The 21,901-nt window shown below is 55.6% G+C and carries 11 protein-coding genes and 2 pseudogenes; 6 read left to right on the forward strand and 7 right to left on the reverse strand.

Annotated features, from left to right (window positions below; translation table 11 throughout):
• Positions 1–265: pseudogene (locus ATY80_RS20170) on the reverse strand (integrase); the annotation flags it as partial.
• Positions 266–1,060: 795 nt separating this feature from the next.
• Between ATY80_RS20170 and thyX the strand changes: the two are divergent.
• From thyX to ATY80_RS20185, 3 genes are read left to right on the forward strand one after another with little or no spacing between them, the layout of a single operon-like run.
• Entirely contained in the window at positions 1,061–2,005 is a 945-nt protein-coding gene (thyX, locus tag ATY80_RS20175) for an FAD-dependent thymidylate synthase (protein ID WP_088694117.1), read from the forward strand.
• Between the two features lie 25 nt (positions 2,006–2,030).
• Positions 2,031–3,203 (forward strand): hypothetical protein, encoded by a 1,173-nt coding sequence (locus ATY80_RS20180; RefSeq protein ID WP_088694118.1) that lies wholly within the window; start codon positions 2,031–2,033, stop codon positions 3,201–3,203.
• A gap of 14 nt (positions 3,204–3,217) precedes the next feature.
• Complete coding sequence (locus tag ATY80_RS20185) at positions 3,218–5,536, forward strand: hypothetical protein (protein WP_088694119.1); 2,319 nt, start codon at positions 3,218–3,220, stop codon at positions 5,534–5,536.
• A gap of 50 nt (positions 5,537–5,586) precedes the next feature.
• On the opposite strand, the gene ATY80_RS20190 is transcribed toward ATY80_RS20185, so the two are convergent.
• The gene (locus ATY80_RS20190; protein ID WP_088694126.1) at positions 5,587–6,276 is read right to left on the reverse strand and encodes a hypothetical protein; all 690 of its coding nucleotides are present in this window, start codon (positions 6,274–6,276) and stop codon (positions 5,587–5,589) included.
• A gap of 77 nt (positions 6,277–6,353) precedes the next feature.
• Between ATY80_RS20190 and ATY80_RS20195 the strand changes: the two genes are divergently transcribed.
• The 3 genes from ATY80_RS20195 (at position 6,354) to ATY80_RS20210 (ending at position 13,131) form a co-directional block, all read left to right on the forward strand.
• Positions 6,354–7,529 (forward strand): cyclic GMP-AMP synthase DncV-like nucleotidyltransferase, encoded by a 1,176-nt coding sequence (locus ATY80_RS20195; protein WP_088694120.1) that lies wholly within the window; start codon positions 6,354–6,356, stop codon positions 7,527–7,529.
• Positions 7,526–9,184 carry an E2/UBC family protein gene (locus ATY80_RS20200; RefSeq protein WP_245306902.1) on the forward strand — a complete coding sequence of 553 codons (1,659 nt, stop codon included), beginning with the start codon at positions 7,526–7,528 and terminating at the stop codon, positions 9,182–9,184. The genes ATY80_RS20195 and ATY80_RS20200 overlap by 4 nt, the downstream gene beginning before the upstream one ends.
• Positions 9,185–9,732: 548 nt before the next feature.
• Entirely contained in the window at positions 9,733–13,131 is a 3,399-nt protein-coding gene (locus ATY80_RS20210; protein WP_189637223.1) for an AAA domain-containing protein, read from the forward strand.
• A 233-nt stretch (positions 13,132–13,364) separates the two neighbouring features.
• Here ATY80_RS20210 and ATY80_RS20215 read toward each other — a convergent pair whose 3' ends face one another.
• The 5 genes and pseudogenes from ATY80_RS20215 to ATY80_RS28700 form a co-directional block, all read right to left on the reverse strand.
• On the reverse strand, positions 13,365–16,457 hold the full coding sequence (locus tag ATY80_RS20215) for a metallophosphoesterase (RefSeq protein WP_088694123.1): 3,093 nt from the start codon (positions 16,455–16,457) through the stop codon (positions 13,365–13,367).
• Positions 16,458–16,786: 329 nt separating this feature from the next.
• Positions 16,787–17,779 carry a TRAP transporter substrate-binding protein gene (locus tag ATY80_RS20220; protein ID WP_189637224.1) on the reverse strand — a complete coding sequence of 331 codons (993 nt, stop codon included), beginning with the start codon at positions 17,777–17,779 and terminating at the stop codon, positions 16,787–16,789.
• A gap of 79 nt (positions 17,780–17,858) precedes the next feature.
• A complete protein-coding gene (locus ATY80_RS20225) occupies positions 17,859–19,676 on the reverse strand; it encodes a TRAP transporter large permease subunit (protein WP_245306904.1) in 1,818 nt (605 codons plus the stop codon).
• Positions 19,677–20,506: 830 nt separating this feature from the next.
• Entirely contained in the window at positions 20,507–21,754 is a 1,248-nt protein-coding gene (locus ATY80_RS20230; RefSeq protein ID WP_245306903.1) for a methyl-accepting chemotaxis protein, read from the reverse strand.
• A gap of 36 nt (positions 21,755–21,790) precedes the next feature.
• A pseudogene (locus tag ATY80_RS28700) lies at positions 21,791–21,901 on the reverse strand (IS630 family transposase); the annotation flags it as partial.

Consider the following 21,901-nt stretch of genomic DNA (forward strand, 5'->3'; position numbering starts at 1 on the left):
GCAACAGTGCTTCCGGCGCCGGCCAGGGCAGCGGGCTGCCGGTGGCCGCCAGGCCCCAGGCTTCGAGATAGGCGAGGTCCGAGGTGATGGCGCGCAACGTGTTGTCGCCCATGCCCTCGTTGACGAGATGGCGCAGCGTTTCGACGTCGTGGTCGGTCAACAGCTCGGCGAGTTCGTCCCGCCGCTCGATCGGCAGGACCGCGGCAATGATGTCGAGTTCCTCAACACGGGCTTCGATCCCGGTGAGTTTCTTAGCCATCGCCACCCTCCCCCGCGGCCGTCGAGACCGTGATTTGCCCCGACTTTCCCTGATTTGCGACTCCAGATCAACTACCATCGATAACCGCTCATTATCGATAGTTAAATATGCTGTCCGAAGTGATCAGTACCAGCGGAAGCAATTGCCGCCTTCACTTCTGAGTAATTTATTATTTACCATGATTGCAATACGTTACAATCTCGCCAGGCTGCCCTTCAGGGAGCCTGCGACCGCTCCAACGGACCGGACACAAGACTGCGCAACGCATTCAGCGACAGCGTGTCGGCATGCTCGGGAGAGGGTAGCCGTTTCGTCATGACAGAATCGAATCATGATTTGCCCCGGCAGGAGAATCCCCAGGCTATCAATCAGTTCGACGTTCAAAATCCTGAGGATAGACAGCTAGTTGGTTTGTTTCCGGTTCCGGTTTGAATTGTGGCCGTTTGCCGGGAGCCTGCAGCTCGGCAATGTCATGGCGCGACGAACCGGGCATCCAAATAGAACTGAAGGCATCCGCAGCGCTTGGGCTAGCGCCGCGCTGATCACGGCCGTCTCACAAACGTTACTAAACCCATCGAAGTAATACGCTACGAAAGGCGACGTGTCGGAGCCCGGCGCCTACCAATCCCCAGTCGGCGCATGCTTTGCTGGACCGCCAAACGCGACGCTACCTTTGTGACCCGAATTCTTGCACCTTTTTCCTTGCTACCGTCTGCGTAACTATATTCCGATATGGTCCATATCGATCTTCAATCGGGTCGCTCGCGGAATTACAACGCAATTGTGGCAGAGGAAACTGGAATGCCCAGCCTATCGGAAGACCAGAAGCATGAAATCGAGCTGGTAAGATCAATCAGCGGGTCGACCCGACGTGTGGTGTCCGAAGGGGTGGAGCAAATCCTCTACGAGGCAATCCCCGTCCTAGACAGCGGCTTCGTTCGGGTCATCGACTACATGGGAGACGACGGAGCGGTCGTCCAAGCCGCACGAGTTTCCTATGGACGTGGGACGAGAAAGGTCTCTGAGGATCGAGCGCTTATCAATTATTTGTTGAGGCATTGGCATACGACGCCGTTCGAAATGGCGGAGATCAAATTTCATGTAAAAATGCCTATATTCGTTGCACGCCAGTGGATTAGGCACCGGATGGCGAGCGTAAACGAGTACTCAGCCCGTTACTCTGTTCTCGATCGAGAGTTTTACGTTCCCGCGCCGGAGCAACTCGCAGCTCAGTCTGCCCAAAACAGACAGGGGCGGGGTGAGATAGTCGGACCAGAAGAGGCAGAACGCGTACTACGGCTAATAAAGGGCGATGCCGAACGAAACTACGATCATTACCTCGACATGCTCAACCATAACGAAGAAGGGGAGCGCGTAGACGAGGATCGTAAGGGCTTGGCACGTGAGCTCGCCCGAATGAATCTCTCCCTGAACTACTATACCCAGTGGTACTGGAAAACGGATCTCCACAACCTGATGAACTTTTTGCGATTGCGGGCTGACCCTCACGCTCAGTACGAAATTCGCGTTTACGCCGAAGCAATTCTCGAAATCATGAAAAAGTGGGTTCCGGCGACTTACGAGGCCTTTGTGGAACATAGGTTGGAAGCAGCGACGTTCTCCGGCGAGGCACTCAAAGCGCTCCGTCGCATGCTGGCCGGCGAAAAAATCGGGCGAGCGGACACAAAGCTCTCGAAACGCGAGTGGGACGAGTTCATGATTAAGTTAAACCCCGATGCTGGCTGACGACCATCGCATGAGGAACGTGGCAATGACGTCAAAAAATGCGCAAAGGCCGATGAACGTGACAGCAACTGATAGCATCGCAGTGAAGGCACGAAGCTCGATCAGTGACCTGGAGGACGTGTTAGCAGATGCGCGTTGGCCTGGTCCTGAGCAGCGCCATATCGAACTTAAACTGCCGGGCAGTGTGGATTCGGAGGTTCTCAGCGATGTTTGGGCTGGCATACTAGTCGGTTCGCTGTCGGCCAAGCATGCATTGCGGTTGCTTGGATGGGGGCTTAGCGAGATCACGCCTGCGTCGAGGATCTCGACAAGCCCCGCGTTTTTAAATGCGTTGAGTTCGGCGGCATCGATTGCTCCCGAACTGGGTCAAGACATCGATAGCTCGGATTTCAGGAGACAGATCGCCCTGTTGTCCCTGGGTCTTGTCGATCCCAACAGCGGCTTGGTGCAGACGCTGGTGGAGTTTGATCCTGAGTATAGCGTTGCTCCATCATTGCGAGGCGGCGGCGGTTTTGTATCGGTATCGTTGCTCGACCGGAAGCGCATCTTTGAGCAGTTAGTACTTGAGTTCCGCAAGCGCCTGGAAGTAGGGGCGATCCGTCATGGCATTACGCCGGTGAACTCGGGTCCTGCGGGAGACATCGGGAAGTTCCTGGCTGAGCTACATGAAAACGCCTACGAGCATGGTTCGCGAGACAATACCGGTCGTGCGGTGCGTGGGACGCGCACCATGCGCATTAGAAAATACATAGCAAACAACAAGCGACTTTTGTTGGACCGATGCGGAAGCTTCGGTGCTCTCGCCCAGCACGTCGATGACACGTTCAGCGACAACACTGCGGCGCCCGCCCTGATTGAGGCATCGGTCTCCGACTTCGGCTTGGGTATTGTAGATGGATTTCTGAGCTCAGATGTTGGGCGGAGTTTCCAGACGGTTGACCGCCGCACAGTTCTCGAAGCATTGATCTATGATCAGTTGAGCTCGAAAGGCAGTGATCCGTCGGCAGGCTTGGGACTTCAGAAGGCCTTAGATGCAGCCAAAAAAATGGGAGCATTCGTTTCTCTGAGAACGGGTGAATTCTGGTTGACCGTCTCCTTTGCGGCCAACAGCCAAGATGCAAGATTGGCTGATGTGAGTGACGCGCCCCGCGGTATGGTTGCGGGTACACACTGGCAAATTCTTTGGTCCCAATCTTAGTAGCGGCTTGATCAATGCACATCTTCGACGTCAGGCTTGAACGAGCTGAGCCGCCAGTGACGCTGTTGGTCGTCCAGTTTTCTGGCGAGCACTCCTTCGAGAATATTTTGGAGTTGCTTTACAACACCTATCCGAAACGAGCGCAGGCAAGTGCCATACTCCTGCGCCCGGACGTCCGCGATACCTTCACTTCTCAGGAACTGACAGAAGCAATCAAAAAGAGTGGCTCAAAGCAGAGCCAGTTTCTAGAACAAGTGTCGATAGCATACGCCGATCAGAATAAATCATTTGCCCGGTTTTCCGGGCTGCCAATATTCGTCTTGTACGCCCACAACCATGAGCTACTTGTGTCAGCGAACATAAATCCGCTGACAACCACTCCGCCGGAAGTTGAAACCCATTTACAGCGTACTGATCTTTTGGGCGACATTCGAAGCGCGGAAATGCGCTTTCTCATGGCCGCGTCTGGCGCTGTGTTGCCGCACGTTGAAAACACCTACTATGACAATCCTTCGGGGCGAGCTGCTAGATCATTCTTGCGCGTCGGCAACATTCAATACTCCCGCTTGGCGGTTGACGCGGTGGCCTTTTGGCTCCTGCCGTACCTCAGTGATTGCGAAGCGATCCTCGTCGACACATGGTCTTTATCATCGGTGGGGATGAATGTAAGCCGGGTGCTTGCGACCATCCGGTCCATCAGGCCCATCCCGGTCGAAATGCTCAGTCAGTACCAAAATGATAAGGCGGAGAGGCGCTCCGAGCTTACCGAAATTCTGGATAGGTTGATTTCAGAAGCTGACATGAACAGCGATTATCCGGTTAAGATCGTGTGCATCGTGAGTGTGACCCATACCGGTTCTCTCGTGAAGGTTTTGAGAGAGCAGATAGAAATCTCTGGACGAATGGTCGACTTGCAGTTCGTCGCGCTATTCCGGTTGAGCGGGAGCGGAGACCTCGAAGCCCTGTGCGATCTTTCCGACGACGAGCAATTCAAACCTTTCGCTGAAGGCGAGATCTCCGGACGGACATCGATCCCAATCGACGAAAAAATCTATTTCCCTGTAAGGTACGTTACGGTCCCACACGAAGTCCGCATTCCCCAAGCGATGCCGTTCAGGTCGTTCGTGAATATGGTTCAAGGGAAAAATGTAATTTCGGCCCACCGCAATCAGACCGATGACGGCCGGATACGGCACCATGCGGTGCATCTGGACACCGAAAAGTTAGCGTTGCTACCGAATTTCAAAACTGCCTTTGAAATAGCTCTCCACGAGCTTGAGCCACCGCCGTCCGTCATCCTTTCTCCGAGCCATGCTGCCGCCCGTTCGATGTCTGCACTGGCGTGCGATATGATTGAAAAATTCGGTTATTCTCGACCCGAAGCTCTCTTCCACGCAAACCTTGAATTAAAAACGACTGGCTTGACCGCCCAGCAAGACGAAGCAATTCGGGAAAAGATCACGCAACTGCCACCGGAGTCGTCGATCCTCATCCTGGATGACTGCTACATCACTGGCACGCGCCTGGCCGGTTACCAGACCCGACTTCGTCATCATGACGTGAAAGCTCGTATTCATTACATGGTGGGTGTAGCACGTCCCGACGATCCTTCGTCGTTCGCGACCACTCAAAGGATGCTGGGATTTAGGGCTCCGGAGGACCAGGTTCCGTATAACAGGAATACTGTCTCCGCCGTATTTCAGGTTACGCTACCTAATTGGCAGGAAGAGCAATGCCCTTGGTGTCAGGAAAAGATGCTCTATGAGCGACTTCAGCACCAAGGCAAAGCTCTTCCTGCCAAGTTCCGTGATCGCCATCTCAGCCTCGCTGAGCAGCATGCAGGCCTTCAGAACGACCTCTTTCTTGATCCTGGAACCAGTCCCATCAAACTTTATTCCGGTTCCATCCTAGCTCCGTTGGGAAGCAACCAAGCGGAGGTGTTTGCCGCAGTCGCGGCAGCTATCCAGCGATTGCGAGTGGTGCCCATCGAGAACAAGCCGCTACTGGGACCCCGGCACCATCCAATAGCGACAGTGCTCAGCGAAGAAACATATCTGCACACCGTCTACACGGATTCTGTTATCAGAGCGAGCTTCCTTCGCGGGGCCGATTGGCAAGAGCTCGTTTACGAGGACCGGGCGGCAGAGCGTGAGCGGTCTCGCCTGATCGAAGAAATCATGATTAACGAGGTGGCGGATATCTCAAACCTCGGCCTCGAACTAGTCCTGGCTCACGGACTTCGTAAGTGCTCTGTTCCGCAGGAGGCGGTCACCGGTCAGGCGAATGGTAGTGTCATCGAGCTTTTCGAGCTGCTGAAGCCTGATGGTGAATGATTGGCAGAGCGCCGAGTTTGCCCGGCTGCCACTTGTCGACGAAGCTCTCGTCACCTCCCTAGACGCGTGAAGGTGACTGGACCAGCGGTGTTCATTGCCCGCCTCCACATTCGCGCCGTCCAAGCTAGCCCCACCAACTGATCGGACTCTGGATTATATTCGAGCCTAGCCGCGCCATAAAACTCATTGTCATCCGAGACATTGTCGGTGGAATTGGTCTGTTTATAGAAGTAACAGATTCCCGGTGCCTGAAGACCTTTTTTGGGAAACGGGTCAACACTGATCGTATCGGACCTATCGATGGGCGTGTTGCCGTTAGGATTCCACATCCGCATTTCGAAAGCCCACCAAGTCTGCGTGATCTCAGCCTCCAGTACGATCGGTGTCAATTGGGCCAGCTGATCGGGTGGGCATTGCCTCATGTCAATGGTGTTCGTTGTTGATGCTCCCGCATCCAGAAGTTGTTGTTGCCTGGGCCAGTTGGATGTGAGCTCGACACGCCACCGTCCATTCAAATCGGGAAACACGAGCTTCGCTAAGGCCGGGAAGCGACGCCAAAGCCAGCGCCAGATCGGGTTCCAGAGGAAAAGGCTTAAGATCAGCCAAGAAAGTCCTGGAATAGATGACGCTTTGAGCTCAATTGAAGTTAGATGTGGCAAACTGTAAGCGATCGCGAAAAGTCCAGCTACGAGCCACCCGAAGCTGACAAAGATCATTTTTTTAGAAAGTATCCTGTACATTAGTAGATCTTTCTCTTGAAACAGTAGGTTGCATATCCCAACATTGAGAGAATCAGTATTCACGCTATAGGTGCTCAGTGACTCTTGCAAACGCGCATGCATTGTTTTGTGGACTTAGATCGCAGCCAAGTTATCTCGCAAATCTTACAATTGAAGAAGAGCAACGCCTTGGTCTGATGGCCGCACGCCGAGAGATTCGGACGGCGCTAAAAGCCGCTGCAGCGGGCCTCACGACGCATGATGAGTACTGGCAAGATTCCAGCTACAGCAATTGGCGCAAGCGACCTTCGATCGAAATAAAGTTCATGACCCAGGGCAGTTTTGCGTACGGTACAATCAACGCACCTGCTCAATCGCCCCACCAGGAGATCGATTTGGATGACGGGATGTACGTCCCTGTCGATTTCTTGAGCAACGGCAAGCCAGCGTTAGCGGCAAAGGGATTGTTCGCATTCGTCGAGGGCGCACTCGCCGATCTTTGCCAGGCGAGGAACTGGAGGCTTGCGGAAAAGCCGAACTGTGTGCGTGTGAAGCTGTGGCCCGGCGCTCATATAGACATTCCAATTTACTCAATTCCGCAGGACCGCTTCGTAGCCATCAAGGAGTCGCTCGAAAAATCTCACACCGCGGCCTTTTCGGCTCGGGATTCTGCGATGGTGTCATGGCGCCTTCCATCGGACAAGATCATGCTAGCGCAACGTGATGGCACTTGGCTGCAGTCCGACCCTCAACAGTTGCACGATTGGGTAAACAGTAGGTCGGAACGATACGGGCCGGTTTACAAACGTTTGTGTCGCTTCTTCAAAGGCTGGCGCGACTACGCTTGGGTGAAGTCGCCGTTGTCTTCGCTGTGCATCATGTGCGCCATCGACAAGGCCCTTCAGAGGCTGCCAGCGTTGCCCTCTGAAGATCGAGATGATGCTCTTGTGCTGGAAGTTGCTAAAGCTCTGCCTGATCTTTTCAAAGGTGAGATTGAGAATCCGGTACTCGATCATCTTTGCATCAACGGATGGGAGGATCACGATAGAAAGGAGATCGTGGCTGCCGCGAGCGAACTGCGAGATGAAATGCAGTCTGCGCTGGAACGGACCGGGGACGCGGAACTGGTCGTGAAGAAGCTGCGCAACAAATTCGGTGAGCGTATCCCCTATCGCCCCGACTCCATCAAGATGGCTTCGAAGATCGCAGCGGTGGTAGCTGCTCCCGCGTCAAGCGTCGCCGCGCCGAGTGTCATCGCCACGACCTCGGGATGATGAATACCGGCCTTGCCCTTCGGGAGATCGACGCAACGCTTAGGCTGGCGGGATTCACTTACTGCGGTCCGGGATTTGCCGATTACGAGGGGCCGCTCGCGGTGCATGGGCATCCGGTGGATATCCGATTGTCCATTCCGGACGTTTCCTTTGTGCGCAGACCACGCGTCGTTCTGAAAGACAGATCACAGATTCCGCTCGAGATACTGGCTCACATAGAGTCGGGTGATGGCATTTGCTATGCCTCCGGCGCAGGTTTACCCATAGATATGTATAAGCCGGGCGAGGCTATCCTGAGGGTAATCGAGGAGGCTCGCCGTACCCTTGAACTGTCCTATCGAGGCAGAGGCCGCAAAGAAATCATTGATGAGTATCAACAGTACTGGAGCCCGACCATCGCGATCCAGGTGCTGCTGCCCAAACAAATTTCGGGTTCGGCGGACGGATTCGTCTATTTCGCCAGTCGGGATGGCAAGCCCGAGTTTTTCTGCCTAGACCACACGCCAAACCTGCGAGGCTACGTTGCCCGTCATCCAACTGCTGCACGCGTTCGGTTTGTAGATCAAAGCATCGGCCCCGGAGGGGGCATCAGAGCACCGGCGACGCTTCGCCAACTGCAGCAATGGATTGAAGGCCAGCCAGCGCTCGGTGTGAGCTGGGATGCGGTCTATTCGGAGCTATGCGAGGGCCAGTATCTCTTCTTTGCCGGGCCGAACGCTTTCGTCGGCATGAAGCTGACGGTGCCCAAGGCGATCGAGACGGCGATAAATCGCAACGCCATTAGACGAGACTCGCTCGCGCGGCTGCTGGCTAAAAAAGCGGATAAGGTGAGCATAGAGCGTTTCGCAGGAAGTTGGTCGAATTTGGATCATACGAGCAAGAGAAACATAGCTGAAGCCGCGTCTCTCAAGGGGATTACCATCGCGCTCGTTGGTGGGGGCACGATCGGTGGCTACTTGGCGCGGCTCTTGGTCCAGAGCGGCGCGGGCGGAGATGAGCAACTGTCCATCTTTGATAGCCAGGCGCTGAGTGAGGGGAACATCGGCCGGCATCTTCTGGGTTTCGAGTACATCGGAAAACCCAAGGCAACGTCGTTGAAAACCGAACTGGAGAGGTATCATCCGCAGGTCTCCATCAAAGCATTCGACGAAAACGCGCTGGACTGCTGGCTCCAGATTGCGAACTGCGATCTCATAATTGATGCGACCGGTGAGTGGAATGTTCAATCTGCTCTGAATGAGCGGTTCCTTTCGGATCGCTCTCATCGGGCGCAAGCACTTCTGCACACATGGATCTTTATGAATGGTGCTGGCGTCCAGAGCTTCCTCAACCTTCGAGACGGCCACGCCTGCTTTCGCTGCCTTAAGACCAGCTTCGATGGTCCGTGGCGCTACCCTGCTGGTGACGAGCGTCAGGAACTCAATCTCCAGCCTGCGAGCTGTGGTGATGGATCCTATGTGCCTTTTTCAGCCGATGCGTCAATGATGGCCGCCAGTGTTGCAAACCGCGCGGCACTGGATTGGGCGGCGGGTAGACCCGGCGCGCGGCTTCGTACGGTCGCGGTCGATCTAGAGAGGGGCCGTTACCAAAAGCCCGTCACGCCAACGGCTCTCAACAAGTGCCCTGCGTGCGCCGGAGATTCGAGCCGCACGTGATTTCTGTACTGCTACCCAAGCGCATCGCGAACGAGATACGGCAGTATCTTCGCATGAGTGACGCGGAGGTCGAGCATGGAGGGCTACTGCTCGGTTTCAGGAAGCCGTCTGGGTTGCAGATTGAGCATGTCACGTTCCCTACGCAATGGGACCGGTCAACCCGGTGTCGTTTCCACCGCTCTGAACGTGGCCACCGAGATCATGCAGTCGATCTGTGGCGAGCGTCGGGAGAAACAATTGACTGGATCGGAGAGTGGCATTCGCATCCTTTTGGCAGTAGCGACCCCTCCATGGTAGATCAAACGAATTGGAGGATTTTGGTGTCTCACACCAGAAAACCGATGACCTTTTTGATCTTCAGCCGCGTGGATATCTACGTTGGTGTCCAGGTCTCGAACTCGCGTCCGCCAACGCGTCTCAGTATCGAAGAGCAATCGGATATAGACAGTCTTTACGCTTCATCGTCGCGAGGCTCTTACGAATGAAAGACATGGTGCCTTTTTGTCTTGTGTATCGGCATCATGCCTGAGGAAAGCCGAGTACCGCAAATGACCGCAAGCATCCGAGATATTCTGCGCTACTGGCGAACTTCATTAGCCGACGGCGCGCTGGGTGAGGGAAAATTTACGCAGTCTGACCGCACGCGGTTTGTTGAAATTCCTCCGGTCGCCCTGAAAACCGGTTTGCTGCCAGCAGAGGTTTTGGAGCAGCTCTTCCGGGGCCAGACTGCGGTTACGACCGTCGCCATTCGGTTCTGGCCGCTCGTCACTGCGCGAAAGTCTTCACACGGCGCAGTGCGAGCCGGCGGATTGCCCGAACTTGTTGCGCCGGTCGTCACCGAGGCAACAATCGATCGGGGTGGACAAATCACACCACTGCGCAATGCACTCGCTCGAGATCTCTTGACGCCCCTTCCGACTGGTGAGTTTGCCATCGGCTCGGTCGATGCCTTGGATGCATTCCTAACCGAAACACCTCTTCCTGATATGTCGGGTGTCGACGCCTGGGACAACTACCTCGGCCACTGCCGGAAAATGGTGGATGCCGTTTCGCAGGGGTGGCCGCGCGGGGACGCGGACTATCAGCCGATCGGTTCCGGGTTTCTCCAACTGGCTGAGGATGCGAACGCGACGGTGCGGGGAATCCTCGACCTCTATGACAAGCTTCTAGCCGAGCAGCCCGATACGCCATTGCTGAAGCAAATTGCGCAGCCAGCGGGAACCACCGCGGACCTGGACCATCGGATGGAACAGGAGTTTTCCCGGCGGTTTGGCCACTCAAACCCGAACTTTCCATTGGCTGAACAGCAAAGGCAGGTGCTTGCGTGGCTGGATGCCTCGGCGCCGGGAGAGGTGATCGCCGTCAACGGCCCGCCTGGGACCGGCAAGACCACCATGCTGCTATCGGCGGTTGCTGGCCTCTGGGTGCGTGCAGCACTTCGTGGGGAAGATTCGCCGGTGATCGTGGCTGCGTCGTCCAACAACCAAGCAGTGACGAATATTATCGACGCTTTCGGGAAGGACTTCGACAGGGGAGTGGGTCCGTTTGCAGGGCGGTGGCTGCCTGAGGTGGAAAGCTTCGGGATGTTCCTCGCGTCGCATTCCCGGCGTCTTGAAGCAGCCCGTCGCTACCAGACCGAAGAGTTTCAAGTGGAGCGCGAGACAGTAGCCTATGTCGAGCGCGCCAAGAGCGTCTATCTCGAGGCTGCACGGACAGCATTCCCTGAACTTGCAAACCCCGATGTAGGGACCGTGGTTGTGGTCCTGCAGAAGCGGATGGTGAGCGAGGTAAACAAGCTGGGGCATATCGATCGCGCCATCGGTGCATATCGCCACGCTGCCTCTGTTCTCGAAACAAACCTTGGCCCAGAGCCGGAGGCGACTGTGGCACTGCGCGCCGAAGAGGCCGCAAAACGAACAGCTGCTGTCGAAAAGCTTCGTGCGGCGAGGACCGTACTGGATCAGCATCTAGCATCAGAGTCATCGCTGACCGCAGTGGTCGGATTCTTGACCTCCGTCAAAGAGAAACGGGCGGCGCGGGCGCGTCTTGCCATTGGCGATCTTGTGCCAGGGTTGGAGAGCGCCCAGCGGGTTTCAGAGATCGACGATAAGGTTCGAGCCGAACTTCGGGCGGCCGAGGATGCTCTGAAATCCGCCGAACTGTCACTCGCAACGGCGAAAGCTCTGCGCCTTGATTTCCAAGAGGCGGACAAGAACTGGTCCAACGCAAGGGAGCTCCTGGGTGGGGCTGATGACGTTGCAGAACTTGAGCGTCAGGCGGACCTTGATGTTCGGTTTTCACTCTTCCTTCTGGCAACACATTACTGGGAAGGTCGCTGGCTTCTGGCAATGGAGGCTGATCTCGCTGGCATCGTTGCCTCAAAAGGCAAAAACGGCAAAGCGACAGTCGTCCCCCGGTGGCATCGCCGGATGATGCTGACCCCCTGCGCCGTGGCAACATTCGCCAGTCTGCCAGGCAAAATGACTTACACCCGCCGCGACGGTGGAAAATGGGCGACCGAGTATCTCTTCGATTTTATCGACCTATTGATCGTCGACGAAGCCGGGCAGGTGTTGCCGGAGGTTTCGGGAGCGTCCTTCTCGTTGGCGAAGCGGGCATTGGTAATCGGTGACACCCAACAGATCGAGCCGATTTCGTCCATTCCTCGGCCTGTCGACGTGAGCAATCTCCGACACTGTGGCCTTTTGTCGAGCGAAGCAGGCATCGAAACACTTATCGACCGCGGGATCTCCTCGACCAATGGCAGTGCCATGCGCCTTGCACAGCAAGCCTGCAGAGTGTCGCCTTACCCAGATCTCGAGAAGGGTCTCTATCTTTTCGAGCACCGTCGTTGCTACGACGAGATCATCAGCTTCAGCAATGCCCTGTGCTACAAGGGCAAGCTGCGACCGTTGCGAGGAAAGGCGCCGGCGAACGCTGGTCTTCCGCCCCTCGGATATCTTCATATTGACGGCCGAGCACTTACGTCGGGCAGCAGCCGTTGCAACCCGCTCGAGGCGCAAACAATTGCTGCTTGGCTCGATGCCAACCGGACCGGGCTGGAGACCCGCTATGGCAGGCCTTTGGAAAAGATTGTTGCCATCGTCACTCCTTTTGGCCGGCAGGTTCGCGAAATCCGGGACGCATGCGCAAGCCGAAGGATCGCGGTCGAAGGGCGTGATGGCATGACCATCGGAACAGTCCACGCGCTGCAGGGTGCCGAGCGACCCGTCGTCATCTTCTCGCCTGTCTATTCGAAACACGCAGACGGTGGTTTTATCGACTCCTCTCCCAGTATGCTGAACGTCACGGTCTCACGGGCAAAGGACAGTTGTCTGGTATTTGGCGATATGGACGTCATGGCTGCAGCGAAAGCCGGGTCGCCAAGGGCTATCCTAGCGGACTTCCTGTTCGCGTCAGAGCGGAACGCGCTTGAGTTTGCCGTCGAGCCGCGTGAGGACCTGAAGCAGGGGAGCGGGCAGATTCAGATGCTACGGGATGCGGCTGGGCACGATACTTTCCTGCTGGATGCGCTGTCCGGCGGTGGGCGCCGTTACACTATCGTAAGCCCGTGGGCGATCGCATCCACAATGGAACGAGTTGGAATCCTCGCCGCCTTCAAAGCCGCTGTCCAGCGAGGCGCCGAGATCGACGTCTTCGCTGATCCACTGCTCAACCTCGGCCCTGCTGCCGATGGATTGAACCAGATGGAAGCAGTCGAAAAGGCCTTCTCTAGGATCGGAGTTCGGCTGCACAAGCTTCCGAAGCTCCACAGCAAGATCGTAGCGATCGACACGGACCAACTTTGCGTCGGCTCTTACAACTGGCTCAGTGCCGATCGACATGGCCAATACGCGCGTCACGAAACGTCGTTCGTTTATCGGGGGCGGCATTTGGAGGAAGAGATCAGCACCATCGTTGCCAGCCTCCGGCGCAGACAGCCATGATAGCTGAAAAATCTTGCGCGTGATTTGAGCTGCCCGATTGATCGGCGTCACCTCAGGCCTTCCGGTGCATCGTAAAGCAAAGCGAGTCTCTCAGCATGACGAAGAAGGTGCCGCTCTTTAACTCAGAGGTTTCGATAGCCGGGGTGATACCTCCGACCTCAATTGCGGTACGTCAGCGTTGGGACAGGATCTCTCACTATCAAGTTAAACGCGTCCCGGTCCAAATGCGCTCATTAGCCCTCCGTCGGAACGACGTCGAAACCGTCTTCGCGCTCGATGGCGTCGAAAAATCGTTTGACGAGCTTTGCCCCGGGAGTTTGCTTATTTTTCACCCTTTTTGACTGGATCATGGCGATGAGCCATTTGACCGACTCTCTATCCTTTGCCTGAATGACTTCATTCCGGAGATGGCTCATCAGGCCGTGCAACATCATATTGAGATAGTAAGCGTTTTTATCAGTGCGGATGATGATCTCTTTTAGTGACTCGGGCCAATCGGCACCCTTCGAAGCAAGAATACAGTGAAAATTCATCAATTCCACGATGCCCTTGTCAACGCCAGTTTTTTGGCGGGCCCTGAAGAGTGCGGCGAGCTTGTTTGACCCGAGGATGTCGCCGCTCACCTGAGCAATGGAGCCGGCAAGACTGACCGTCACATTGGCGACCGTTCTGCTCTCGTCTTCGTCGTCTTTCACAGTGTGGAAATCGAGGAAAGCAATTCCTCCCCACCTGAAGTAACGATGAGCTGCGAGGAGTGGAGCCAGAGCACAGCCTACCTGAAAGCTGACAAGAAATGACTTCAAGACGCCATCCAGAGCGGCAAGCTTCAAACTGCCGTTGACGTCGTGGCTGTTCATCAAGGCGTCGGCCAATACTCTACCAAGCGTGAAGACATTGCGCTCTAATCTTGCGAACTCAAGATAGCGAACCTGTTGGTCAGCGGTGCGTGCTTCGGCAAGTATAGACGTCTTCAGCTCATCGATTTCGTCAATTTTCTTCGGACCTCGTTCGATCTCTGATGATACCTTGGTCCAGAGCGCTTCCTCGGCCGAACTGTCGGGCCATATCGCGTCGACCAAGGGATCGAACGATTGATCAAAGTACTTCTCGGTGAACTGATCGAGCAAATCTGACATATTTCTCGTCAGGTGTTCCATGACTTTTGTATTGTCGGAACTTATCCCGGTGACGACGTCGATAACCGCAGACCTGCTGTAATAGTCCTCTTTGTTGAGGAATTCCTCCAACGCTTCCGCGCGACTCGCAAGATACTTTCCCAGCAGAAAGTCGTGGAAGAAGGAATAGCGAAGGAAAATGACGTTGCCGAATTTAACAAATACGCGAGCTGCATACATCTCGCCAAGCAATTCAGAGGCATCGAAACTCGTCAGCGTTTTTTCCATGTAGTCATGGAAGAACTGATGCCAAGTTCTTTCATCAAACGTCGTCAATCGGCACTGATAGAGGTGGAAGACGAACGCCGACACGACGTCGATTTTGTTCTTCACATTGAAAGACTCGGAATAAGCATCCGATGGCTTTCGCAACACCTCGTCAAGGTACCGCGCGAGAATATCCACCCTATTCAGCGGATGAAACTCGCCTTCGCGATTCAGGACTCGAAGGTACATAATAACGGTTGGCGGTGTCAGAGGTATGCAAAGCGCTAGTAGGTCATCATAAACCTTATCGACGATTCGCGATATGAAGACCTGATCGTCAGTCGAAAAAACCGCGCAGGCCATGCTGCGGACGTCATCACGCGCCATCGGCCATAAATAAAGCCGCTGAGCGTCCTCGCCAAGTATCTGCGGCTGAAGAGAGGACGTGAGACCGCGTATCACTGTTATCGCAATAATGCGCGCGAAAAGCCCTGTCGCTTTGATTTCTTTGATTAGCCGCTCGTCGTTTTCGAGGACCACGTTGTCAAGTATCAACGTAGCGGTCCCGTCCTTCGTGGCGAGGCCTTGGAATTCTTCCTCGAGCTTCTTGCGGTAGTTCGGCAACCTGCGTGCATCTTTGCGGACGGCGGTATGTCCTTCATGCGAAAGCTCGTAGACAAGCCGTTTTGAAAGCGAAGTCGCACCGTACTCCGCTTTTGCTTCGATCAAGAACGAGGTTTTCGATCGGACGATTTCGCCAATCGATACTCGATCATTCGCGCTTTCGTTGAGTACCGCTTCTTGTGCCGACCGCATCAGTCGGGGCTCAGCGTAGAGTACCAAGCCGACCGAGGTACTGAACAAATCTTGTTCGAAATCCGCTTTGGCTATCTGGACAGCCGAAGTCTCGGTGGCGATGATCTCGACCGCATTTTGCGCTGATGAGACATCTGTGATGCCAGGAGACGATTTAGCAAGTCTTGGCAGCACAAAGGTTCTAGAAAAATCGTCGCTCGTGGGAAAGATGCTAGGATCGGGCACCCAAACCTCCACCGGAGAATCCGAAAATTTGATCGGGTTTACCTTCAAACCACTATCATCGAGCCGGCAGAACATCGCGGTGTTCGGCCACTTCTTCGTCTGGTATGCTGCGCCAGCTTGCAGCTGAATTGCACTTCCGGAGTGTATTCCTACAACTTGCTCTACATTATTCTCATGAAGATGACCACTCAAAATCACGTCGGCGAAGTCCCTGACGGCTGTTCGGACTTTCGCTTGTTCACCACTAGCGAGCCAGTCGAAGGGGTGGTGAATGAGTGCGACCCTAAAAGTGTCAGCGGGTTCTGAGTGATGGAATCTGAGCCGATCCAGCGATCGGCTTCCAACCCAAAGCTTTGAATGATCATTGTCATCGAGAGAAAAGGCGGCGGAGTTGAGTGAAGCAACGAGCATTGCGCGCCCATTGACGTTCAAAGAGCGCAACTCGCCGCAAGTGGAATTTGCGGTGAGCGTATGGATGCCGCGGAAATAGTCGTTGTACCACCTCAGGAAACCGGCTTGGCGATGCTGAATATGAGGAAAAGCTTCCGAGGGGTCGAAGTACGCATCTGCATCGTCCGACGACGAGAGCGTTCGCGCAAGCCCTTTTCCTTTAGTGCGGTCCACATCATGGTTGCCAGGAATAACGAATAGCCTGTCTCTTCCTACGCCCGTTCTTTGCAACAGTTCATCAAGAAACTTCGTCGCGTGCAGATACTCGTTCTCTTTCCCAGAGAACGCGATATCGCCCGTCAGGAAGATGAGATCGGGTGTGCCGTAGCGGTCCATCAGCGTTGGCATGGATGACAGCAGCGATCGTAGAACGGTGTCTCGCTGGTATTCCTCCGGCGCTTTCAAATGGATATCAGAGATGTGGAGCCATGTAGTAGGGGCGAGAAGAGTCATTTCGATACCGCGCTAAAATTGTCTCTCCATAAGATTAGTGTTGTTCTAGTTGTCAACGTCGATTTTAGTGCTTGCGGTACGATCGGCTCGAATCAAACGGTTCTTCTGTGGATGGTGCAACATTGTACATGTTGTCAGTCACTTAGCGTCGTTGGCCAACCAGTTTCAGGTTCACATCCCATCAAGGCGCCCGAGTATGATCCGCCGGCGCCACCCGCTGCACGCGATTGCCACAAAGTCACGAAAAAGCCGGGTCTCGTGATGTTCTCACGAGACCCGGAAGTCGGCCGGACAGCCGGCCTCTGGGAGAACATATACCTTCTAGGGGCCTACGTGAGTTTCCCTACCGTCTTCTCGAGAATTGCCCACAATTCCTCGCCATATTTTTCGCGCCAGCCGGTGTAGAAGCCGCCGTCGCGAAGTTTCTGCCTGAACGCCTCAGTGTCGGGCTGATTGAATAAAAGGCCCTGCTTGGCCAGGACGTCTTTGAGGGACTCCGACAACTTGGCCATATCTTGGCGCTCATCAAGCGCGGCTAGGTTGATGTTGCGGCTCACGACCTCCTGCACATCCGCCGGCAGGCTTGCCCAGTTGCGCTTGTTGGCAACGCAGAAAAACGCGTCCCACATGTGCCGGGTTAATGCGCAGTATTTTTGGACCTCGACAATATTTGCGGTCTTGATGTTTGCCAGCGAATTTTCCTGTCCATCGACGACCTTCGTCTGAAGTGCAGAATAGAGTTCGTTGAAATTAATGGACGCCGGAGCTGCCCCAAACGTCTGGAACATGGAGGTCCACAGCGCTCCGACTGGAACGCGGATTTTCATACCGGCGAGATCTGCGGGCGAGTTGACTGGGTGCGTGCTGGTGGTGATGTGCCGGAACCCGTTGTCCCACATCTTTTCCATCGGGAGGAGATTCACCTTTTCGATGAGCTTATGCAGAGCGGCACCGAGTTCACCATCCATCGTCTTCCAAACCGTATCATAGTCCGGGAAAATGAAGCCGAGACCGTAGATCGAGGCCGCCGGGACCATCGTGGACAGTACATTGATACCAGAGTTCAGGAACAGATCGATGCCGCCTGCTCTCACCTGCGACAGCATATCAGTGTCGCTACCAAGCTGGTTGTTCGGGTAGACCTGCAGTTCCACCCGCCCGTTTGTCTCGTGTTGGATGCGTGCTGCCGCCTCCCTTGCGCGCGTGGTGATCGGATGGGTCTCGGCCAGATTGAACGCGAACTTCAGGGAATACTCGGCTGCGGCCGCTCGCTTCATCGAAAACCCGAGCGCCGTGGCGCTGAGACCAAGCGTCGTCGTCATTGTGAATGCGCGTCTTGTCAGATTTACCATTTCGTTCTCCTCCAAATAAGCTCTGTAATTTTGGTTGGTCGAGGTCGGACTACAGGAAGCCGATCGAGAGCCACGGAACCGCAGCAACCACAGCAAGACCAATGGCCATGGCGACGATGTAGCCGACGATCGGTTTCATGCCGGCGTCGGGGCTGACTCGGCTGATTGCACAGGCAGCGTAGTAGCCAACACCGAAGGGTGGAGCGAAGAGGCCGATACCCATCGCCAACACGACAACCATGGCGTAATGCACCTGATGGATGCCCAACTGCTGAGCAACCGGGAACAGCAACGGTGCGAACAGTACGATTGCGGGTATCCCCTCGAGCACACTGCCGAGGATGATGAATATGACGATCGAGACGATCATGAACGTTACCGCACCGCCCGGGAGCGTTGAAAGGTTTTGAGCCAGCGCTGTCGAGAAGCCTGATTGCGTCAGGCCCCAAGCCATCGCCGTGGCCGCGCCGATAATCAGAAGGATAGACCCGGACAGGCTCGCCGTCTCGACAAGCATTGGCTTGAGCCGGCGCCAGTCGAACTGACGATAGAACACCAGACCCGCGACAACCGAGTATGCAATGCCGATCGTCGAAACTTCTGTCGCCGTGGCGACACCTTCGATGACGGCTGAACGGATAACGAACGGAAGCGCAAGGGCAGGCAGTGCAGCGAGGAGCAGCTTGCCGATCTGCCGTCGACTTGCCCTCTTGACGTGACTCGGGTCATCGTTGCGGCAGCGCCAGCGCACCAAGAAGCAAAGGGTTACCGCCAGAATAAGGCCGGGGAGAAGACCGCCGGTGAACAGCGCGGCGATCGATACCCCGGTTGCGGATCCCACTGTAATCAAGACGATGCTAGGCGGGATTGTCTCAGTCTGGGCGCCCGTCGCCGAGAGAAGTGCGACAAGATCGCCTTCGTCTGCGCCGCGCTCCTTCATCTCCGGAAACAACACGGGCGCGACGGCGGCCATGTCGGCGGCCTTCGATCCGGATATCCCAGATACAAGATACATCGCAGCCACCAGCACGTAGTGAAGCCCGCCGCGCACATGGCCAAGTAGGCTGGCGAGGAACGCAACCATCGCCCGCGCCATACCCGTCATCTGGATAAGTTGGCCGAGAAACACAAACAGAGGGATCGCAAGAAGGATCAGATGGCTGACACCTTCGTCGATCCTGCCGACAATGATTAGAGGCGGCGTTCTGGTGGTCAATATAAGGTAGCCGAATGTAGCGATCGCGAATGAAAAGGCGATCGGCACGCCGCCGAAAACACACGCCGCGACGCCGCCGACGAAGAAGATGAGAAGATTGAGGTTTCCAAGACCGACGAAGACCGGCTTCAGCGCCCAAAACAGGCAGAAGACCGCTGCAACGGCAGCAATCGCACCGAGCGCTAGACGGAGATTCGAGCTCTGCAGAAGCCGCAACACCGCGAAAACAAGCATCAAAGCGAAGCTCGTCGGCAACGCCGAGGCGCGCCATGAGTTCTGAATATCCATCGCGGGCGTCCAGACGTAGGACTCTTCGGTGGCATATTCCAGAGATGCGGGCAGGATCAGCACGAGGAAGGCAAGTGCCGCCGCGACCGAAACCAGTTCAACGAAGCGGCGTGTATCGCCCTTCAATGCGGTGACCACCGCCGTCATGCGCATGTGTTCCTGCCGCTGAAAAGCGACGGCCGAACCAAGCATGGCAAGCCAGAGAAACAAGATTGACGCCAGTTCGTCCGACCAAACCAGCGGGACGTGGAATGCGTAACGAGCGACGACGGCCGAAAACAGCAGAAGAATTTCGCAAAGCACCAGAAGTGCTACCGGTATCTCCAGGCATTTTACCAAGGCATGTTCAATCTTGCGTGCCATTGCTGCCAGGCTCGACGTCCTTTCAACATCTTCGATGACTCCGTGAACAGTCATAGTGGCCTCCCCATTCGGTAAGGCCTGATCGTTTGCGTGCGGGTGCAACGCAGTCGGGTATTTCTCAAAACCTGTCCTCCCACGCTCGCGCGGGCGCACTGCTCCTGCCGGAAAAGCCGGTCAAGGTTCCGGAGTGTTCTCTAAAGTGCGTTCCCACGAATTCCGCGCACTGTGCTCCTCTGCGCGTAGGTATAAGGTATGATGTCATACCCACTATGGCAAGCACTTTTTCTGCCGGCTGGTGGAGTCTTGAAGGGCAACGAGTACGGCCTCCGTCGAGGCATCGATCGGTCACTGGATCGATCGCAGAGAATTGCCCTCGACCACATCGAGGTTCCACTGCCTTGTGTGCACAAATGTTAGGAGATCTTGGAGCCGACGAGTCCTGTTTGGCGACCAGGGCAAGCCGCATCCTATCATCGCGCCGTCGCAACTCGACTCCCGAAAACGGCAACCGAACGCTTGTGCCGGCGCGATGTCCCTATTCCGTCCCTAGTCCTTCGAGAGCGGCGAACCTGGCGCGTCTTAAGTCGAGAACGTGCCTTGCCGGCTTAAAACGCCGGGCCGCCTTATTGACCTTCCGGTTAATAAAAAGGCGTCTCAAAAATTCCGGCCGCTTACCGCAGGTCAGCGGCCCTCTGAGTTTCCAGCGCCGCCAATCTCCCCTCCGTAGATTGCTGCGTCGTCAGGTTCCGGTCCTCGGCAGATGCTAGTCCCTCTGGGGGGAGGGAGATCACACCGGGATAAAATGAAAGTCCTGCTTTGCATCGGCTCTGCTATGCCACGACTAGATAAAGCGTTGGCTCCTCTGCGCGGTTCGTCTTTGCCGGCCCATCGGCAATTTGGAACCTGGATAGCATCTCGAAAAGCGATGCGGTCTCCTTCGCGAGATTGTTCACGGCAGCAGTCGACTCTTCCACCATAGCTGTGTTCTGCTGTGTCGCTGATTCGATCTTACCGACTGAGAAATTGATTTCCTTGAGCCCGTCGGCTTGAACGCGAGAAACCTGAGCAATGGCGTCGACGTTCTGATTGACGCTCTGCACCTGAACAACGATTTGGCCCAAAGCGTTGCCGGCCTGTTGCACACGCTGGACCCCATCATTGATATGCAGGTTGGATATTTTGATCAGAGACTTGATTTCTTTCGCCGCCGCCGCAGACCTTTGCGCCAGGTCTCTGACCTCCTGCGCTACTACCGCGAACCCTCGGCCAGTCTCCCCGGCCCGAGCCGCCTCAATGCCTGCGTTCAAAGCCAAAAGGTTTGTCTGAGATGCGATTTCATCGATGACACCGATAATATTGCCTATTTCGACCGAAGAAGACCGAATGTTTGTCATGGCCTCAATAGTCTCGCGCATTATGGTGCCTGACCTCTCGGCATGTTCCTTGGTCTCGCCGACGAGGATCCCTGCTGCGTGAGCTTTATGGCTTGCGTCCACCACCTGCCTTGTCATGTCTGCGAGGACAGAAGCCGTTTGCTCGACGACTATAGCTTGCTGCTCCGTTCTCACCGCGAGTTCGTTCGAGGAAGTACGGATTTCTTCAGCCCCCGCAGCAATCGCCTGCGCATTGTCGTTTACTTCGGACATTGCATCGCGAAGCTGGCTAATCGCTGAATTGAAGTCCAATCTGAGCGGCTCAAGAGCTCCCGTGAAAGGCCGATCAAGCTGAATGTGAAGGTCACCTTTCGATAACTGCCTCAGTGCATCGGCAACTTGTTCGACGGCGGAACTGGTCTGTTCGGCAGCCCGCTGGCGCTCCTCTCCTTCGTTCTCCAAACGCCGCCGCTCGGCATCCTGTCGATGATGCTCGGCGACCGCATCGCGCTCCGCTTTTTCTGAAAGATGATTCTTAAGGCCGGATATCTGCCGCGCGAGCTGACCGATTTCATCCTTCCGTCGCTCGAGTATTTGGTCAATTTCCATGTCGCCGGCGATCATTTGCAGGACTGACTGCTGTAGTTTCGCCAGAGGCACGATGATGGAGCGGATAGTGAGCGATGCCGCGGTTACTCCGAACAAGGCACCTATGCCGAGCGCAGCTAGAGCGCGTCCGCTTTAATCCGGGTCATATCCTGCAGCGGCGAAGTAGTTTGCACATTCCTGCGGTTTGATGAGGGGAACGATTTTACCGACGGTATCCCACAAGGCATCGACGGAGCGCTCAGC

This window comes from Rhizobium sp. R711 (genome assembly GCF_002211365.1).
In the GTDB taxonomy this organism is placed as follows: Bacteria; Pseudomonadota; Alphaproteobacteria; order Rhizobiales; family Rhizobiaceae; genus Rhizobium.

Excerpts from the sequence above, each read along its gene's own strand:
- thyX (WP_088694117.1), top strand. The coding sequence starts at position 1,061 with ATGCCCAGCCTATCGGAAGACCAGAAGCATGAAATCGAGCTGGTAAGA.
- ATY80_RS20180 (WP_088694118.1), top strand. The coding sequence starts at position 2,031 with ATGACGTCAAAAAATGCGCAAAGGCCGATGAACGTGACAGCAACTGAT.
- ATY80_RS20185 (WP_088694119.1), top strand. The coding sequence starts at position 3,218 with ATGCACATCTTCGACGTCAGGCTTGAACGAGCTGAGCCGCCAGTGACG.
- ATY80_RS20190 (WP_088694126.1), bottom strand. The coding sequence starts at position 6,276 with ATGTACAGGATACTTTCTAAAAAAATGATCTTTGTCAGCTTCGGGTGG.
- ATY80_RS20200 (WP_245306902.1), top strand. The coding sequence starts at position 7,526 with ATGATGAATACCGGCCTTGCCCTTCGGGAGATCGACGCAACGCTTAGG.
- ATY80_RS20210 (WP_189637223.1), top strand. The coding sequence starts at position 9,733 with ATGACCGCAAGCATCCGAGATATTCTGCGCTACTGGCGAACTTCATTA.
- ATY80_RS20215 (WP_088694123.1), bottom strand. The coding sequence starts at position 16,457 with ATGACTCTTCTCGCCCCTACTACATGGCTCCACATCTCTGATATCCAT.
- ATY80_RS20220 (WP_189637224.1), bottom strand. The coding sequence starts at position 17,779 with ATGACGACGACGCTTGGTCTCAGCGCCACGGCGCTCGGGTTTTCGATG.
- ATY80_RS20225 (WP_245306904.1), bottom strand. The coding sequence starts at position 19,676 with ATGGCACGCAAGATTGAACATGCCTTGGTAAAATGCCTGGAGATACCG.